Genomic DNA, 16,211 nt, shown 5'->3' with positions numbered 1-16,211 from the left:
TCGACGCGTAGCTGAGCGAAGTCCGGTGTGAGTCCGGCGCTGTCCCGCAACTGTCATGGCCTCCCCGGGGGTCGAGCCAGGTCGCCTCCGCCGCGTCGACGTCGTCGACCCTCGTGGAAAAGGGTGACCCGTCCCCACCGGGTCTCTCGGTTCCGGCAACTGAAAGGACCTCGTGTGAGGCCCGTACGCAGCGCCCTCGCCGGTGCCCTGCTCGCCGCACTGACCCTGGCCGGATGCGGCCAGAGCACTCCCGCCGCCTCCCCGGCCGCGACCACCCCCTCGGCAGGAGCGGCCTCCACCCCCTCGGCGGCGGTGAGCTTCCCCGTCACCGTCCAGGCGGGCAACGGCCCCGTCGCCGTGGCGCGCAGGCCCGAGCGGATCGTCTCGCTCTCCCCGACCGCCACCGAGAGCCTGTTCGCCATCGGCGCCGGCCCGCAGGTGGTCGCCGTGGACGACCAGTCCACCTATCCCGCCGACGCGCCCAGGAGCGACCTGTCCGGTTTCAAGCCGAACGTGGAGGCCATCGTCGCCAGGAAGCCCGACCTGGTGGTGATCGCCAACGACACCGAGAGCCTCGTGGCCGCGCTGGGCAAGGTGGGCGTCCCCGTGCTGCTGGAGCCCGCCGCCACCAAGCTGGACGAGGCCTACGACCAGATCACCGACCTCGGCGCCGCCACCGGCAACGTGGACCGGGCCGCCGAGCTCGTCGCCGGGATGCGCAAGCAGCTCGACGAGGTCGCCGCCACCGCGCCCAAGGACACGAAGCTCACCTACTACCACGAGCTGGACGTCACCCCCTACGCGGCCACGTCCACCACGTTCATCGGTCAGGTCTACGGGTTGTTCGGCCTGACCAACATCGCCGACAAGGCCCCCGACGCGGCCGGAGGCTACCCCAAGCTCTCGGCCGAGTTCGTGGCCCAGGCCGACCCCGACCTGATCTTCCTGGGCGACACCAAGTGCTGCGGCCAGTCCAAGGACACGCTCGCCAAGCGCCCGGGCTGGTCCAAGCTGTCGGCGATCGAGAACGACCGGGTGGTCCCGCTCGACGACGACATCGCCTCCCGCTGGGGGCCGCGTGTCGCCGACCTGGCCAGGCAGGTCGGCGACGCCGTCCAGAAGGCCGCGGCCGGCGGGTGACCCTCTAAGTGACCGACCCCTTCCCGCGTCCCCCGGGAACGCGCGGCACCCGTACCGACGCCGGGACCGGCACCGGCGTCGACGCGGACACCGGCACCGAAACCAGCACCGATGTCGGGACTGACGTCGGCACCGGCACCGGCACCGAAACCGGCACCGAAACCGGCACCGAAACCGGCACCGACGCCGGCAACGGTGCCGGTGCGGAGCGGTGGGCCGGGGCGCGGTCATGGCGGGCGACCCGGCTGAGCCCGGTGGTCGCGTCCGCCGCCGTCTGCCTGCTCCTGGCGAGCATGCTCGCCGGGCTGCTGGCCGGCGCGGCGGACATCGCGCCGCGCAGCGTGATGCTCCAGCTTCTCGACTGGCTCCCGCTGGTCACGGCCGACTCCGGCCTCGCCCCGGTCGAGCTGGGCCTGCTGTCGGAGATCCGGCTGCCCCGCGTCGTGCTCGCCGCGCTCGTCGGCGGCCTGCTGGCCATCGCCGGAGCCGGGTACCAGGGCGTCTTCCGCAACCCGCTGGCCGACCCCTACCTGCTCGGGGCCGCCGCGGGCGCCGGGCTGACGACCACCGCGGCGATCGTCTTCAGCCGGGGCGACGACCTGGCCGTCGGCATCCCCGTCGCCGCCTTCGCCGGGGCCGTCGGCGGCGTGCTCCTCGCCTACGGGCTGGGCAGCGTGGCGGGCCGGGGAGGCGGCACCGCCACCCTGGTCCTCGCCGGGGTGGCGGTCACCTCCTTCCTCACCGCCGTCCAGACGTTCCTGCAGCAGCTCCGGGTCGAGGAGCTCCAGCGCATCTACGCCTGGATCCTCGGCGACCTCGGCGGCGGCTGGGAACAGATCACGCTCGTCGCCCCGTACGCCGCGGTCTCGGTGGCGATCATGCTGCTGCACGGCAGGCTGCTCGACGTGCTCTCGGTCGGCGACGACGAGGCCGTCACCCTCGGCCTGAACGCCACCCGCGTCCGGCTCGTCGTGCTGCTGGCGGCCTCCCTGGCCACCGCCGCCGCCGTCGCGGTCAGCGGGCTGATCGGCTTCGTCGGCATCGTGGTGCCGCACGCGGTCCGCCGCCTGACGGGCACGTCGTACCGGATCGTGCTGCCGGTCTCGCTGATCGGCGGGGCCGCTTTCCTGGTCCTGGCCGACCTGCTCGCCCGGACCGTGCTCGCCCCGGCCGAACTGCCCATCGGGGTGGTGACGGCCTTCGTCGGGGCCCCGTTCTTCGTGCTCGTGCTGCGGATGACCCGGAGGATGGAGACGTGACACCTCCCGCGCCCTACCGGACGCCGCCGACCCGGAGGGTGGAGACGTGAAACCTCTCGCGCCCCGCCGGGAGGGGACCCCGTGACCCGCCTGACGGTGCGGGACCTGTCGGTCGTACTGGACCGGCGGCCCGTGCTCCGCGAGGTCGGGCTCGACGTCCGCGACGGCGGCTGGCTGGCCGTGATCGGCGCCAACGGCGCGGGCAAGTCCACGCTGCTGCGCGCCCTGGCCGGGGTGCTGCCGTACGACGGCGACGTGCTGGTCGACGGCGACCCCGTCCGGCGGCTGCGGCACAGGGACCGCGCCCGGCTGCTGGCCTACGCCCCGCAGGCCCCGGCGCTGCCGGTCGACATGACCGTGTTCGACTACGCCCTGCTCGGCCGGACCCCGTACATCCCCTACCTGGGGCGCGAGGGGCGGCGCGACCGGGAGGTGACCGCGTCGGTGCTGGAGCGGCTGGACCTGTCGCGGCTGGCGGCCCGCACGCTCGGCAGGCTGTCCGGCGGCGAGCGCCAGCGCGTCGTGCTCGCCAGGGCGCTGGCCCAGCAGGCCCCGGTGCTGTTGCTCGACGAGCCGACCACGGCCCTGGACCTGGGACACCAGCAGCAGGTGCTGGAGCTGGTGGACCGCCTCCGGCTGGCCGACGGGCTGACCGTCGTCACGACCCTGCACGACCTGAGCCTCGCCGGCCAGTACGCTGACGCGATGATGCTGCTCTCGGCCGGCCGGGTGGCCGCCTCCGGCGCCCCGGACGAGGTCCTCACCGAGGAGCTGATCGCCGAGCACTTCGAGGCCCGTGTCCGCGTCGGGACCGGATCCGCGGGCAGGCCCGAGGTCCACCTGGAGCGGTCACCGGTCCTGGACCACCCGGAGCGGCCGTGACGGCGGCGCCGGTCCCAGGCCACCGGGGAGCGCTCGTGACGGCGGCGCCGGTCCCTGGCCGTCGTGGAGCGCTCGTGGCGGCGGTGCCGATCCCGGGCCGCTTGGAGCGGTCGTGAAGGCGGCGCCCGTCCTGGGCCACCGCGACGAGGACGGCGCCCTGCTGGCGTGCCTGCTGTGGGAGTTCGGCCCCGGGTGGCGGGCGATCTCCTCGGCGGTGCTCGGCGGCGGCATCGGCCCGGCCGCCTGGGCGCTCAACGCGCAGGTCGTCGCCGGGTACGCGCGCATGGACCCGGTGGAGCACCTGCTGGAGCTGGCCCCGCCGGGGCCGGGGGTGGGCATGCTCACCGCCGCGTCGGTCGACCGCTTCACCCGGGCCGCCGACGGGGGAGTGGAGGTCGTGGCGACCGTCGGCCTGCGCGTCCCCACCTGGGCCGCCGCCCCCGAGGGCGTGCCCGACCCCGAGCTGGCCCCGATACGCCTGCCCGGCACCGGGCCTGCCCCGGCGCGCCCGCACGACTCCGGACCGGCCCCGGCGCGCCTGCCGGGAACGGTCAACATCATCGTGGCCGTGCCGGTCGCGATGAGCGACGCGGCCCTGGTCAACGCGGTCATGACGGTGACCGAGGCCAAGACCCAGGCGCTGCTGGAGGCGGGTTTCTCCGGCACCGGCACCGCCTCCGACGCGGTCTGCGTGGCCGCCCCCGAGCGCCGTCCCGGGCACGGTCCCCAGGAGCCGTTCGGCGGGCCCCGCTCCACCTGGGGTGCCCGCATCGCCCGCGCCGTCCACGCCGCGGTTCGTGAAGGCGCCCATCTTTGGTCGAATCGTGACGCGCCAACTACGCAACGTTAAAGAAATGCGGGAAGTAGCATGTGGACGAAGGTGAGACTCCCGATACTGGGCGGGTGACGACGATGGCGACGACGGAGCCGACGACCAGGCGGACGGTTCTTCACGGAGAGCCGCCGTTCACTGTCGATGACCTGCTCAGGTTCCCCGATGACGGGAACCGTTACGAGCTCTTCAACGGGAGCCTGCTGGTGAGTCCTTCCCCTGTCCCCTTGCATCAACGTGCGATCTTGCGCCTCGCGCGCATCCTCGAAGACGCCGCGCCGCCGGAGTACGAGCCGATGCAGGAGGTCAACCTCCGGGTGAGCGACCGCGACTTCTTCATCCCCGACCTCGTCGTGGTCCCGACGGAGACCGTCGAGGAGACGGAGCTGATGTTCGCGCCGCGCGACCTCCTGCTGGCCGTCGAGATCGTCAGCCCGAGCACCCGGGCGCGGGACCGCCACCTCAAGAGGGCCGCCTACGCCGCGGCGGGCATCCCCCTCTACTGGCGGATCGAGCTCTCCGACGGGCCGTCCGTCCACGTCCACGAGCTCGCCGGTGACGAGTACAAGCCCGCCGAGAAGTACGACGCGGGAGAGGTCGCGAGCCTGTCCGCCCCGTTCGAGGTGTCCTTCGACCCGGCCGTGCTGGTCCGACGCCGGGCCTGAGCCGTGTCGTCGCCGGTGACGGCGACGCCGTAGTCGGCGCGGGCGCCGTGGCGGGTGACGCGGCCCGCGTCGAGGTCGGCCAGGACCTCCTCGACGGGACGCTCGTACGGTGAGCCGATGCCCCCGCCCCCGGTCGTCTCGACCACGAACGCCTCGCCCGCCGCGAAGCGGACGTTGTTGGACTTGGAGGGAAGGCGTTCCAGCGTCCCGTCCGCGCGCCGCAGGAAGAAGCCGCCCAGCCGTCCCGGCAGGCCGCCCGAGCGGCCGGGCGGGGCGTTGCGCAGCCGGTCGCCCCGGGTGGTGACGTGGGCGTCGGCCAGGAAGCGGATCACCGTCCGGGAGCCCAGCCCGCCCCGGTGGCGGCCGGGGCCGCCGGAGTCGGGGATCGTCTCCACCGACTCCACCAGCAGCGGGCAGCGCGTCTCCACCGGTTCGGCCTGGGGGACCGAGTTGCGGCCGATGCCGAAGTGCACGCCCGTCGCGTCCGGCCCGTCCTTGCCCTGCCGCGCGCCGACCCCGCCGAAGTCGTACGAGAGGTGGATCCAGTACGGCGCCTCGACGGCCGCGATGGAGAACGGCTGGAGGATGCCGCTGGCGGCGATGGCGCGCTCGGGCATCGCGTCCGAGAGCGCCTGGAAGATCGCCTCCATCGCCGCGTAGATCGGGACGAACCGGCCGCCGCACGGGTGGGGGGAGCGGGCGTTCAGCAGCGAGCCGGGCGGCAGCCGCACCTCGATCGCCCGCAGGCAGCCGTCGTTCATCGCGATGGACGGGTCCAGGAAGCAGCGGGTGGCGAACACCGCCGCGGCCAGTGACTGCGACAGGGAGGCGTTGATCGCCGCGGGGACCTGGGGACCGGTGCCCGCGAAGTCCAGCACGACCGCCTCACCCGGCGTCAGGGTGATCGCGACCTTGACGGTGTGCGGGACGGTGACGTCGATGCCGTCGTCGTCGATCGGGTACGACGCCTCGTGGCGTCCGGCGGGCAGGGTGTCCAGGGCCGCGCGGGTCATCGCCTCGGTGTGGTCGAGGTAGTCGTCGACGCCCCGGGCGAGCCCGGCGGGGCCGTACTCGGCGACCAGCGCCTCCATCCTGGCGGCGGCGACCGCGGTGCCCGCGACGAGCGCGCGCACGTCGCCCATGACCTTGTCGGGAGTACGGCTGTTGGCCCGCAGGATCGCCTCGATCGCCGGTTCCACGCCCCGCGCGGTAGCCAGCAGGACCGGCGGGAGCTGGAGCCCCTCGAGGAAGACGTCGGTGGCCAGCGGCGCCATGCCGCCCGCCGACAGGCCGCCCAGGTCGGAGACGTGGATCATCGTCGCGGTGAAGTACGCGGGCTCGCCGGAGACGAAGACCGGCCGGTAGACGAGCAGGTCGTTGGTGTGCACGCCGCCCCGGTAGGCGTCGTTCAGCACGAACACGTCGCCGGGCCGCATGGTGGGGGCGGGGACGTCCTTCAGCAGCTCGGGCAGGGCGACCTTCAGCGCCATGCTGTTCATCAGCGTGGTCGCCGTCGACTGGGCGATCAGGCGCCCGCCCGCGTCGAGGATCGCCGCCGAGGCGTCCGACCCCTCGACGATGAACGTCGAGTACGCCGAGCGCACCACCACGATGCCGGCCTCCTCGGCCGCCACCACCAGCGCGTTCCGCAGCACCTCCGCGGTCAGCGTCTCCGCGCTCATCCGGCCCGCCCTTCCCCCGCGGCCTCTTCCCCCCGCGTGGTTTCTTCCTCCCGCGTGGTTTTCCCCTCCCGCGTGGCCTCTCCCTCCCGGGCCGCCCCGTTCCCCGGTGCGGCCCGCTCCCGTCGCGGGGCGGGTCCGTCGGCGGTGAGGACCACGGACATGTCGCCGGTGAGCCTGGCCGTCCACCCCGGCGGCACCACGATCGTCGCCTCGGCGTCCTCGACGATCGCCGGTCCCGCCGTCTCGCGCAGGTCCGCCCTGTCGTACACCGGCGTCGGCGTGTACCCGCCGGTCTCGGGGAAGTACGCCTCCCGCTCCGTCCGGGGACCCGCCGGGGCACCGGAGCCCGTACGGGCCGGGCCGGCGGTGGTGGCGGGGCCGGCGGGGGTGGCGGGGGCGGCGGGGGCGGGGCTCAGGGTGACGCGGACGCGGTAGCCCAGGACCTCGACGGGTCCCCGCTGCTCGATGCCGTACACCTGCCGGTACCGCGCGTGGAACCGGCCGGCCAGTTCCCCGGGGGAGTCGCTCCACGGGACGGTCAGGTCGTGGGCCTGGCCGGTGAGGCGGACGTCGGCCGAACGGGCGGCCGACACGCCGGGGGAGCCGAGGGTCACGTTCAGGTCGGCGGCCGCGGCCTCGGCCAGCGTGGTGAGGACCCGCACCGGGTCGGCGTCCAGGGCGGACAGGACGCGCTCGGCGGACAGGTCGCCGGCCAGCAGCCCGGCCGCCGAGGCGACCCCGCAGTACGCCGGGACGACCACGGTGGAGATGCCGAAGCGGGAGGCGACCCGGGCCGCGTGCATCGGGCCCGCGCCGCCGAAGGCGACCATGACGAACCCCCGGGGGTCGATGCCGCGCTGCACGGTCACCACGTGGACGGCCGACCCCATCGAGGCGTTGGCGATCTCGTGGACGGCGTGCGCGGCCTCGGCCCGGGAGACCCCGAGCGGCCCGGCCAGGTGACGGTCCACGGCCTTGGCCGCGAGGTCGGGAAGGAGCGGCACGGTCCCACCGGCGAACGAGGCGGCGTCCAGGTAGCCGAGCACCAGGTCGGCGTCGGTCACCGTCGGCTCGTCGCCCCCCAGGCCGTAGCAGGCCGGCCCCGGTGACGAGCCCGCCGAGCGCGGCCCGGCCCGCAGGGTGCCCGCCGCGTCCACCCAGGCGACGCTGCCCCCACCGGCCCCGACCTCGGCCAGGTCGATCGCCGGGGTCTTGATCGGCACCCCGGTCCCGGCCCTGCGCCCGCCGAAGCTGCCCCTGCCGCCCACGTGGAACTCGTGGGTGATCTCCGGCTCGCCGTTCCTGATCACGCAGGTCTTGGCGGTGGTGCCGCCCATGTCGAAGGAGACCACGTCCGGATGTCCGGACGCGGCCGCCGCCAGCACGCCGGCGGCGGGCCCGGACTCGATGGTCGCCACGGCCCGGCGGGCGGCCAGCTCGGCGGGCATCACGCCCCCGCTCGAATCCATCACGTGCACCGGCGCGGTGATCCCGAGGTCCGCCAGCCGCGCGGCCAGCCGCCGCAGGTACCCCGCCATGACCGGGCCGACGTACGCGGACATGATCGTGGTCGTCGCCCGCTCGTACTCGCGCAGCTCGGGCCAGACGTCGGAGGAGATCACCACGGCCGGGACGGAGCGGCGCAGGATCTCGGCGACCCGCCTCTCGTGGGAGGGGTTGGCGTACGCGTGCAGCAGGCAGACGGCGACGGACGTGACGCCCCGCCGCGCGATCTCCTCACCGACCTCGGCCACGGCCGCCTCGTCGAGCGGTTCGAGCACCTCGCCGTGGCCGTTCACCCGCTCGGGCACCTCGAAGCAGTCGCCGGCGGCGACCGGTGGCGCGGGCGGGTCGAAGCGCAGGTCGTAGCGGTCCTCCTCGACCCTGGCGTAGCGGCCCAGGGGGATCATCGAGCGGAACCCGCGCGTGGTGACGAAGGCGACCCGGGCGCCCCGCCGTTCCAGCACCGCGTTGGTGGCCAGCGTGGTCGCGTGCACCACCCGGGTCACCCGGGAGGGATCGGTGCGGCCCAGCACGGCGGCGACGCCGACGACGATGCCCTCGGCCGGGTCGTCGTGGGTGCTCAGGCACTTGGCGACGGTGATCTCGCCGGTCGGCCCCCGCAGCACCACGTCCGTGAACGTGCCTCCGACGTCGATCCCGATCGAGTGGCTCACGAAGGGCAGGCTATTTCCCTAGCAAGCGCTTGTCTATGCAATGAGGCCGGATCCGGCACCGGCCCCCGTTCGGCCCCCGTCCGAACCCGGTCTCCCGAACCCCGTCTCTCGGACCTCGCCCTCCGGGCCCGCTCTCCGAATCCGGCCCCTGCCCCGCCTCTCACCTGGTCTCACCTGGTCTCGCCTCCCCTTGCCCGGTGCCCGGCGGCCGCCCCTTCCCGTTTCCCCCTTTCTCCCTTGGAGAGTTATATGTGCCTTACTTTCTGTTTCATCCCTTATTGGGGAAATGTGCAGAACCATCCTTGGATGGGCTTCTGGAAACGGGCGTGCGGGGGTCCGCGGGCCGATTCCGGTATCCGACCGTTGTCTCCCGGAGGGCCGACGAGGATTAGACTTTGCGTAACTGCCCGCGACGGGGTGTGGGCATGGGGAAAGGCCGTGAACGGATTGGTGAAGGCCGGGGAGGGATGCCCGGCCCGTGACGTCCGGCGGACCGGAGGGGGAGCGGCGGCAGGTCTTCCGTCTCCGGACGGTTCACGTGTTCACTCCGTTGTACGACCCTTGTTTCATGCCCGGTTGGGAGTGGCGATGCGGCGGTCAGGTTCGGTGCTGGCGATGATCGGAGGGCTGTGCCTGGCGATCGCCGGGACGGTCCCCGCGCTGGCCCACGAGCATCCCAGCGGGATCACCGACCTGGTGACCCCCGCGGTGGTCAGGATCGAGGCCACCGCGCACGTCGACATAACGCTGCTCGACCACATCGGCGACCTGGTGCACGTGGAGCGTTCCTACCGGGTGCCCATCGGCAGCGGCACCGGCACCGTGATCAACCCCGAGGGCGGCATGGTCACCCTCACCCGGGTGGTCACGACCGACCGTGACGTGCGGATCCTCGCCGCCAACAGGATCTTCTCCGAGCACCACAAGGTCAAGATCCCCGCGGACTTCGAGCGGCACAAGGTCAAGGACGACAGGCTCAACCACCACCTGCAGGACTGCTACCCGCCCAAGAAGCCCACCGCCACCTGCATCATCGACGTCACCACCGAGATCACGGTCTTCCCCAACATCGCCCCCGCCGACAAGGAGGGGTTCAAGGCCGAGATCGTGCGCGTCGGCGACAGGCCCGACAGCCCCGCGGTGCTGGCGCCGATCGGGCGCGCCGACGGCGGCGCGGGCCTGCCCACCGCCCCGCTCGCCGCCGCGGTGCCCTCCAAGGAGGGATCGCCCGTGGCGGTCGCCGGGTTCACCGGCAAGCCCGCCGCGAACCTGCCGGAGACCGTCGACATCGCCCACCTGCGGGCGGGCGGCGCGGGCGAGGGCGGGCGCCAGTTCAAGGACCCGGAGAACAAGGCCGACGAGCCGAAGAAGCTGGGCGCCCTCATCGACAAGGGGCTGCTCGGCGGCCCGGTCATCGAGGACAAGAAGGGCGAGGTCGTCGGCCTGCTCGTCGGCGGCGGCGCCGACGCCCGCATGATCGGTATCCGTGAGGTCACCAAGGCCCTGGCCGAGGCGAACGTCGCCCCCGGGCGCGGGCCGATCGACGCCGCCTTCGAGCAGGCGCTGACCCGCTTCCACACCCACTACTACGGCGACGCCGTCCCGGCCTTCCAGCGCGTGCTGGAGCTCTACCCCGGCCACACCGTGGCCGCCGCGCACCTCAAGACCGCCCAGGCCAAGCGCGGCACCGCCGAGGACGAGGCGACCAAGACGGTGGCCGCCTCCGGCGACGCCCCCCGGGGCGCGCCCCTGTGGCCGTTCGTCGCCGGCGGCGGCCTGCTGGTGCTCGCCGTGCTGACCACCGCCTTCCTGCTCTGGCGGCGCAGACCCGCCGACCCCGGGCCCGGGACCGGGCCCACCACGGCCGCCGACACCCGTCCCCCCATGCCGGACCCGCCGTCCATCCCGCCCCGGCCGGTCCTCGACGAGCACGCCGACTCCACCAGGGTGGTCAGCCGCTCCTTCCCGGCGCTGCCCAAGCTCTCCTCGACCGTGCCGGGACCGGTGCTGGTGGCACGCGATCCCGGCGCCACCGGCGCCGGCGCCACGGGTGCCGGCGCCGTCCCCGACGGCAGACCGGCCGACGCGGTGCAGAAGTACTGCACCGGCTGCGGAATGCGACTGGGCCACGCCCACAGCTTCTGCGGCTACTGCGGCCAGCCGACCAAGACGTGACGCCGGTGAACGACAGGGCACTGATCGGCCGGGAGATGGCCGGCTACCAGATCGAGGACATCATCGGCAAGGGCGGCATGGCCGTGGTCTACCTCGCCGTCGACCCCAGGCTCAACCGCCGGGTGGCACTGAAGATCCTCAACCCGCTGCTGGGCGAGGACGAGAGGTTCCGCCAGCGCTTCGTGCTGGAGTCGCGCACCGTCGCCAGCATCGACCACCCCAACATCATCCCGATCTACGAGGCCGACAGCGCCGACGACGGCACCCTCTACATCGCGATGCGCTACGTCGACGGACCCGACCTGCGCAAGCTCTTCTACGACCGGGGCCCGCTGCCGGTCGGCCAGGTCAACCGGATCTTCGCCCAGGTGGCCGCCGCGCTCGACACCGCCCACGCCCACGACCTGGTGCACCGCGACGTCAAGCCCGCCAACGTCCTGATCGCCGCGCACACCGAGGGCGACCACGCCTACCTCACCGACTTCGGCATCACCAAGCACCGCACCTCGATCTCCGGGCTGACCCAGACCAACCAGTTCATCGGCACCCCCCGCTACATGTCGCCCGAGCAGATCAACAAGGAGCACATCGACGGCCGCTGCGACCAGTACGGCCTGGCCTGCGTGGTCTACGAGGCCCTGTCCGGGCGGCTGCCCTTCCAGCGCGACAACGAGATCGCGCTGCTGTGGGCGCACCTCGCCGAGACCCCCACCCCGCTCACCACGCTCCGCCCCGAGCTGCCGCCCCAGGTGGACGCGGTCATGGGGCGGGCCCTGGCCAAGTCTCCCGAGCAGCGCTTCGAGACCTGCGGCCGGTTCGTCGCGGAACTGCGCGACGCGATCAGCGGCACCGGCCACCCGTACCAGCTCACCCAGGCGCCCCCCGCGGCGCCGACCGTTCCGGGGCGCAGGACCGGCGGCCGCAAGGGCATCCTGATCGGCGCGGGCGTGGCGATCACGGCGATCGTCGTGCTGGTGGCGCTGCTCGCCACGTTCCTGCGCGGCGGTGACGCCTGGGCCGCGTACGACGGCTCGGCCGCGGTCCCGATCGCGTTCCAGCACCCCGGCGGCTGGACCCTGGAGCCGCACGCGGACGTGTTCGTGATGGCCTCGCCCCGGGTCGACCGGTTCCGGGCGCTGTTCGCCACGCCCGTCACCGCGGACTGGGCCGGCGCGAACGAGATCATCAAGGACGCCCCCAAGGACGCCACCGGCCTGTACGCGCAGACGCTCGACACCCTCGATCCGCGCAGCGGCGCCGAGCGGCTGCAGGAGGCCCTGCAGTCCTCCCTCCCCGGCACCGTCAGCGTCTTCTCCCAGGTCGTCCAGACGAACGTGGGCGGCAGGACGGCATCCCGGCTCCAGGGGACGATCGCCGACCCGCAGCGCGGCGGCCAACTCGACTTCACCGGCTGGGTGGTCGACCGTCCGGACGAGGCGGCACTGCTGATCTACTTCTGCGCGCCGGGCACCTGTGACACCGCGACCGCCCTCCGGTTCGTGCAGAGCGTCTCCTTCCCGGTCCTCTGAGGTCGCGCGGAGCGCTTCCTCCGGACGAACCGGGTCCGTACGGGGCGCTCCTTTCCCGTCTTCCGGGTTCATGTGAAGTGTCGCCTTCCCGTCTTTTGAGAAAGCGACTTGCGTCCCACTTGTGACCGGCTTGTCCGGGCGTTTTGTCCTATGGGCAAGACGGCCACCAGCCTTTAGTCTCCCCGAATGGCGGTTCTCCTCTCCCGTTCGGCATCCGTGCGCGGCCGTACGGGTCGTTGACCGCGCGTCCCGGAAACGAGGCGTCCCGTCACCGGCCAAGGAGAAGAAGTGAACATCCGCGTCGTTATCGCCGACGACCAGGCCATGGTCCGCGCCGGGCTGAAGCTCGTCGTGGAGAGCGAGACCGGCCTGGAGGTGGTCGGCGAGGCCGCCGACGGGGTCGAGGCGGTCGCCGTGACCCGCCGGACCAGGCCGGACATCGTGCTGATGGACATCTCGATGCCCCGCATGGACGGCCTCACCGCGGCCAGGGAACTCCTGGGCCGGCCCGACCCGCCCAAGGTGGTCATGCTGACCACCTTCGACACCGACGAGAACCTCTACGCCGCCCTGCGCGCCGGGACCAGCGGGTTCCTGCTCAAGGTGTCGCCGCCCGAGCAGCTGGTGGAGGCGATCCGCGTGGTCGTCGCGGGCGACGCCCTGCTGGACCCGGCCGTCACCACCCGCGTCATCGCCTCCTTCGCCGGACGTCACGACCCCGCGCCCCCGCCGAGGCTCGCCGAGCTCACCCCGCGCGAGCTGGAGGTGCTGCGCTCGCTGGCCCGCGGCCTGACCAACGCCGAGATCGCCACCGAGCTCTTCGTCGGCGAGGCCACGGTCAAGACCCATGTGGCGCGGGTGCTGATGAAGCTCCACCTGCGTGACCGGGCTCAGGCGGTGGTGTTCGCGTACGAGTCGGGCGTGGTCCGTCCTGGCCGGTTGATCGGGTAGGAGGAGACCCACTCCTCCCGGTCGTCACCCCACGTCCCCGGGGCGGTGAGGAAGGAGGGCGGCGGGGCGACGATCAGCGGCGTTCCGGAGGCGACGCGCCGGAACCGGGCGGAGTCGGTGAACATGGCGTCTTCCTTGTCTGTGCGGGACCGTGACGGCCTGCCGTTCAGGAAGGTAGGCGCGGGCACCCCGCCGGGTCGTCCGTCGCGGGACTGATGCGGGGTCCCTCTGGCGGGGTAAGGAGATCTCACTGCGGACCGGTTGAAGGTGTGAGAAAAACGCCTCATAGGGTCTGGAGCACACCGCGTGATCCGACGACCGGAAAGACGAGTGATGTTGCACGAGAAACTGGACTCGATCTATGACAGCGTCCTGCGCCGCAACCCGGGAGAGATCGAGTTCCACCAAGCCGTCCGCGAGGTGCTGGAGAGCATCGGGCCGGTCCTGGGCAAACACCCCGAGTACGCCGAATCGAAGATCATCGAGCGCATCTGCGAGCCGGAACGGCAGATCATCTTCCGGGTGCCCTGGGAGGACGACCGGGGCGAGGTGCACATCAACCGCGGCTTCCGGGTCGAGTTCAACAGCGCGCTCGGCCCCTACAAGGGCGGCCTGCGCTTCCACCCCTCGGTCTACCTGGGCATCGTCAAGTTCCTCGGCTTCGAGCAGATCTTCAAGAACAGTCTGACCGGCCTGCCGATCGGCGGCGGCAAGGGCGGCTCGGACTTCGACCCCAAGGGCCGCTCCCAGCGCGAGGTCATGCGTTTCTGTCAGAGCTTCATGACCGAGCTCTACCGGCACATCGGTGAGTACACCGACGTCCCCGCCGGTGACATCGGCGTCGGCGGGCGCGAGGTCGGCTACCTGTTCGGCCAGTACAAGCGCATCACCAACCGGTACGAGTCCGGCGTGATCACCGGCAAGGGGATCGGCTACGGCGGCGCCCAGGTCCGCACCGAGGCGACCGGGTACGGCTGCGTGTTCTTCGTCGACGAGATGCTGAAGGCGCGCGGCACCTCCTTCGACGGCAAGCGCGTCGTCGTCTCCGGCTCGGGCAACGTCGCCGTCTACGCCGTCGAGAAGGTGCAGCAGCTCGGCGGCACCGTGGTCGCCTGCTCCGACTCCTCGGGGTACGTCGTCGACGACAAGGGCATCGACCTCGATCTGCTCAAGCAGGTCAAGCAGGTCGAGCGCCTGCGGATGGACGCCTACGCCACGCGGCGCGGCGGCAGCGTGTCCTTCGCGGAGGGGCGGAGCATCTGGGAGGTGCCGTGCGAGGTGGCGCTGCCGTCGGCCACCCAGAACGAGATCACCGCCAGGGACGCCGAGTCCCTGGTGCGCGGCGGGTGCGTCGCGGTCGGTGAGGGCGCCAACATGCCCACCACGCCGGAGGGCGTCCGGATCTTCCAGGAGGCGGGCGTCGCCTTCGGCCCGGGCAAGGCCGCCAACGCGGGCGGCGTGGCCACCAGCGCGCTGGAGATGCAGCAGAACGCCAGCCGCGACTCGTGGACCTTCGAGTTCTCCGAGGGCCGCCTCCACGAGATCATGAAGGACATCCACGGCCGCTGCCTGCGCACCGCCGACGAGTACGGCATGCCGGGCAACTACGTGGCCGGTGCCAACATCGCCGGCTTCAAGGGCGTCGCCGACGCGATGCTCTCCCTCGGCCTGATCTGAGGCGTCCGCCGATGACCGCCGAAGGCGCCGGTCATCGGCACGCCGAAGCCGGTCGCCGAAGCCGGTCGCCGAAGCCGGTCGCCGAAGCCGGTCGCCGAAGCCGGTCGCCGAAGCCGGTCGCCGGCGCGTCACGGCCGGTCGTCGGACGCCGAAGCCGGGCGAGAGGTGCCGTTCCCGGAGCTGCCCCAGCGCGGCACGGGGTCCCGCTCCCGGAGCACGCCGTCTACCCCGGGAAGAGCCACTCCATCGCGACCAGGCACTTGCCGACGTAGACCTCCCGGCCCGTCTCGATCCCGTACGCCAGGTCCTCGAACACGCGGCACCTGCCGTGGAAGACGGCACGCTCGTGCAGGGAGACGCCGGAGGGCCCGTAGGCGAGCAGGGCGGCCTCCAGCGCGTCGGGGCCGAGGTCCCGGTACAGCAGGCCGAAATCGTGGGCCGGATCGACGAGCGCGGCGTCGCTCCAGTCGATGATCCCGGTCACCGCCCCGGTGCCGGGGTCGACGAGAACGTGCTCGATGCCCAGGTCGTTGTGGGAGAGGACCGGCCGGTCCCCGCCCTCCGGGGGCGGGGCGTCCAGGAACGCCCGTACGGCCTCGTGGCAGGACGCCGGAAGCTCCCCGGCGATCGCCGGGTAAATCTCCGCCGCCTCGTCCAGCCACTCCGCCGGTGCCGTGCCGTCCGCCTCCACCAGTCCGTCCACCCGCGCGGCCGGGACGGCGTGCAGGGCACGGAGCAGCCCGCCGAGCACGGTGCCCACCGACCGGGCGTACACCGCCCGTTGCGGTCCCGGCAGGGCGAGCAGCGGCACGCCCGCGAGCGTCGGGTAGGCCAGGCACCCCCGTTCCGGGTCGGTGAACCTCGGCTCGGGAACGGGCAGCGGGGAGACGGCCGCGACCACACCCAGGAGCCGGGCCTCGCGCTCCACCAGCGCGGCCCGGCGCGTCGGATCGGGCTCCTTGGCGAAGCGCACGATCAGCTCCCCGTCGACCTCGTACGCGGTGTTGTCCTCGCCCTCGCCGAGGGGCGTGACGGTGCCGGCCCGGTAACCGGGCAGCCGGGCGGCCACGGCCTCGCGGACCCGCGCCTCGCCGGCCTCGGGGACGGGTGTCCCTTCGGCCCCTGGGACGCGTGCCCCGGAGGTCTGCGGCGGGCGAGCCCCGGTCTCGCGGGCCCGCGCGGAACGGTCGTGGTCCTCGTCCCCGATCCTGTTCTCCATGCCGTGACCCTACCGACCACACC

12 protein-coding genes and 1 pseudogene are annotated in these 16,211 nt (G+C 72.9%); 9 read left to right on the top strand and 4 right to left on the bottom strand.

Features of this window, described 5'->3' with window-relative positions; translation table 11 throughout:
- Positions 1–174: 174 nt before the first annotated feature.
- The 5 genes and pseudogenes from ACLQ2R_RS10895 to ACLQ2R_RS10875 form a co-directional block, all read left to right on the top strand.
- Complete coding sequence (locus ACLQ2R_RS10895; protein ID WP_425959274.1) at positions 175–1,140, top strand: ABC transporter substrate-binding protein; 966 nt, start codon at positions 175–177, stop codon at positions 1,138–1,140.
- Positions 1,141–1,385: 245 nt separating this feature from the next.
- Positions 1,386–2,399: a FecCD family ABC transporter permease gene (locus tag ACLQ2R_RS10890; protein WP_425959670.1), complete on the top strand. Its 1,014-nt coding sequence runs from the start codon at positions 1,386–1,388 to the stop codon at positions 2,397–2,399.
- A gap of 81 nt (positions 2,400–2,480) precedes the next feature.
- On the top strand, positions 2,481–3,281 hold the full coding sequence (locus ACLQ2R_RS10885; protein ID WP_425959272.1) for an ABC transporter ATP-binding protein: 801 nt from the start codon (positions 2,481–2,483) through the stop codon (positions 3,279–3,281).
- A 112-nt stretch (positions 3,282–3,393) separates the two neighbouring features.
- A complete protein-coding gene (locus ACLQ2R_RS10880) occupies positions 3,394–4,131 on the top strand; it encodes an adenosylcobinamide amidohydrolase (protein WP_425959270.1) in 738 nt (245 codons plus the stop codon).
- 62 nt (positions 4,132–4,193) lie between these two features.
- Positions 4,194–4,682: pseudogene (locus ACLQ2R_RS10875) on the top strand (Uma2 family endonuclease); the annotation flags it as partial.
- Here the strand turns inward: ACLQ2R_RS10875 and ACLQ2R_RS10870 are convergent.
- Together ACLQ2R_RS10870 and ACLQ2R_RS10865 are read right to left on the bottom strand one after the other, a co-directional pair.
- Complete coding sequence (locus ACLQ2R_RS10870; RefSeq protein WP_425959268.1) at positions 4,613–6,460, bottom strand: hydantoinase B/oxoprolinase family protein; 1,848 nt, start codon at positions 6,458–6,460, stop codon at positions 4,613–4,615. The pseudogene ACLQ2R_RS10875 and the gene ACLQ2R_RS10870 overlap by 70 nt on opposite strands.
- Positions 6,457–8,637 carry a hydantoinase/oxoprolinase family protein gene (locus ACLQ2R_RS10865; protein WP_425959267.1) on the bottom strand — a complete coding sequence of 727 codons (2,181 nt, stop codon included), beginning with the start codon at positions 8,635–8,637 and terminating at the stop codon, positions 6,457–6,459. Before ACLQ2R_RS10865 ends, ACLQ2R_RS10870 begins: the two co-directional genes overlap by 4 nt.
- 588 nt (positions 8,638–9,225) lie before the next feature.
- On the opposite strand from ACLQ2R_RS10865, the gene ACLQ2R_RS10860 reads away from it, so the two are divergent.
- The 3 genes from ACLQ2R_RS10860 (at position 9,226) to ACLQ2R_RS10850 (ending at position 13,292) form a co-directional block, all read left to right on the top strand.
- A complete protein-coding gene (locus tag ACLQ2R_RS10860; RefSeq protein WP_425959266.1) occupies positions 9,226–10,812 on the top strand; it encodes a tetratricopeptide repeat protein in 1,587 nt (528 codons plus the stop codon).
- A gap of 5 nt (positions 10,813–10,817) precedes the next feature.
- A complete protein-coding gene (locus ACLQ2R_RS10855; RefSeq protein ID WP_425959265.1) occupies positions 10,818–12,341 on the top strand; it encodes a serine/threonine-protein kinase in 1,524 nt (507 codons plus the stop codon).
- A gap of 288 nt (positions 12,342–12,629) precedes the next feature.
- Positions 12,630–13,292 carry a response regulator gene (locus ACLQ2R_RS10850; protein ID WP_425959264.1) on the top strand — a complete coding sequence of 221 codons (663 nt, stop codon included), beginning with the start codon at positions 12,630–12,632 and terminating at the stop codon, positions 13,290–13,292.
- Here ACLQ2R_RS10850 and ACLQ2R_RS10845 read toward each other — a convergent pair.
- The gene (locus ACLQ2R_RS10845; RefSeq protein ID WP_425959263.1) at positions 13,232–13,417 is read right to left on the bottom strand and encodes a hypothetical protein; all 186 of its coding nucleotides are present in this window, start codon (positions 13,415–13,417) and stop codon (positions 13,232–13,234) included. The genes ACLQ2R_RS10850 and ACLQ2R_RS10845 overlap by 61 nt on opposite strands.
- A 208-nt stretch (positions 13,418–13,625) precedes the next feature.
- Between ACLQ2R_RS10845 and gdhA the strand changes: the two genes are divergently transcribed.
- A complete protein-coding gene (gdhA, locus tag ACLQ2R_RS10840) occupies positions 13,626–14,969 on the top strand; it encodes an NADP-specific glutamate dehydrogenase (protein WP_425959262.1) in 1,344 nt (447 codons plus the stop codon).
- A gap of 223 nt (positions 14,970–15,192) precedes the next feature.
- Here gdhA and ACLQ2R_RS10835 read toward each other — a convergent pair whose 3' ends face one another.
- The gene (locus ACLQ2R_RS10835) at positions 15,193–16,188 is read right to left on the bottom strand and encodes a phosphotransferase family protein (protein WP_425959261.1); all 996 of its coding nucleotides are present in this window, start codon (positions 16,186–16,188) and stop codon (positions 15,193–15,195) included.
- Positions 16,189–16,211 lie beyond the last annotated feature (23 nt).

This window comes from Streptosporangium sp. DT93, assembly GCF_049844535.1.
In the GTDB taxonomy this organism is placed as follows: Bacteria; Actinomycetota; Actinomycetes; order Streptosporangiales; family Streptosporangiaceae; genus Streptosporangium.
This window is presented reverse-complemented; position numbering and strand designations above follow the sequence as displayed.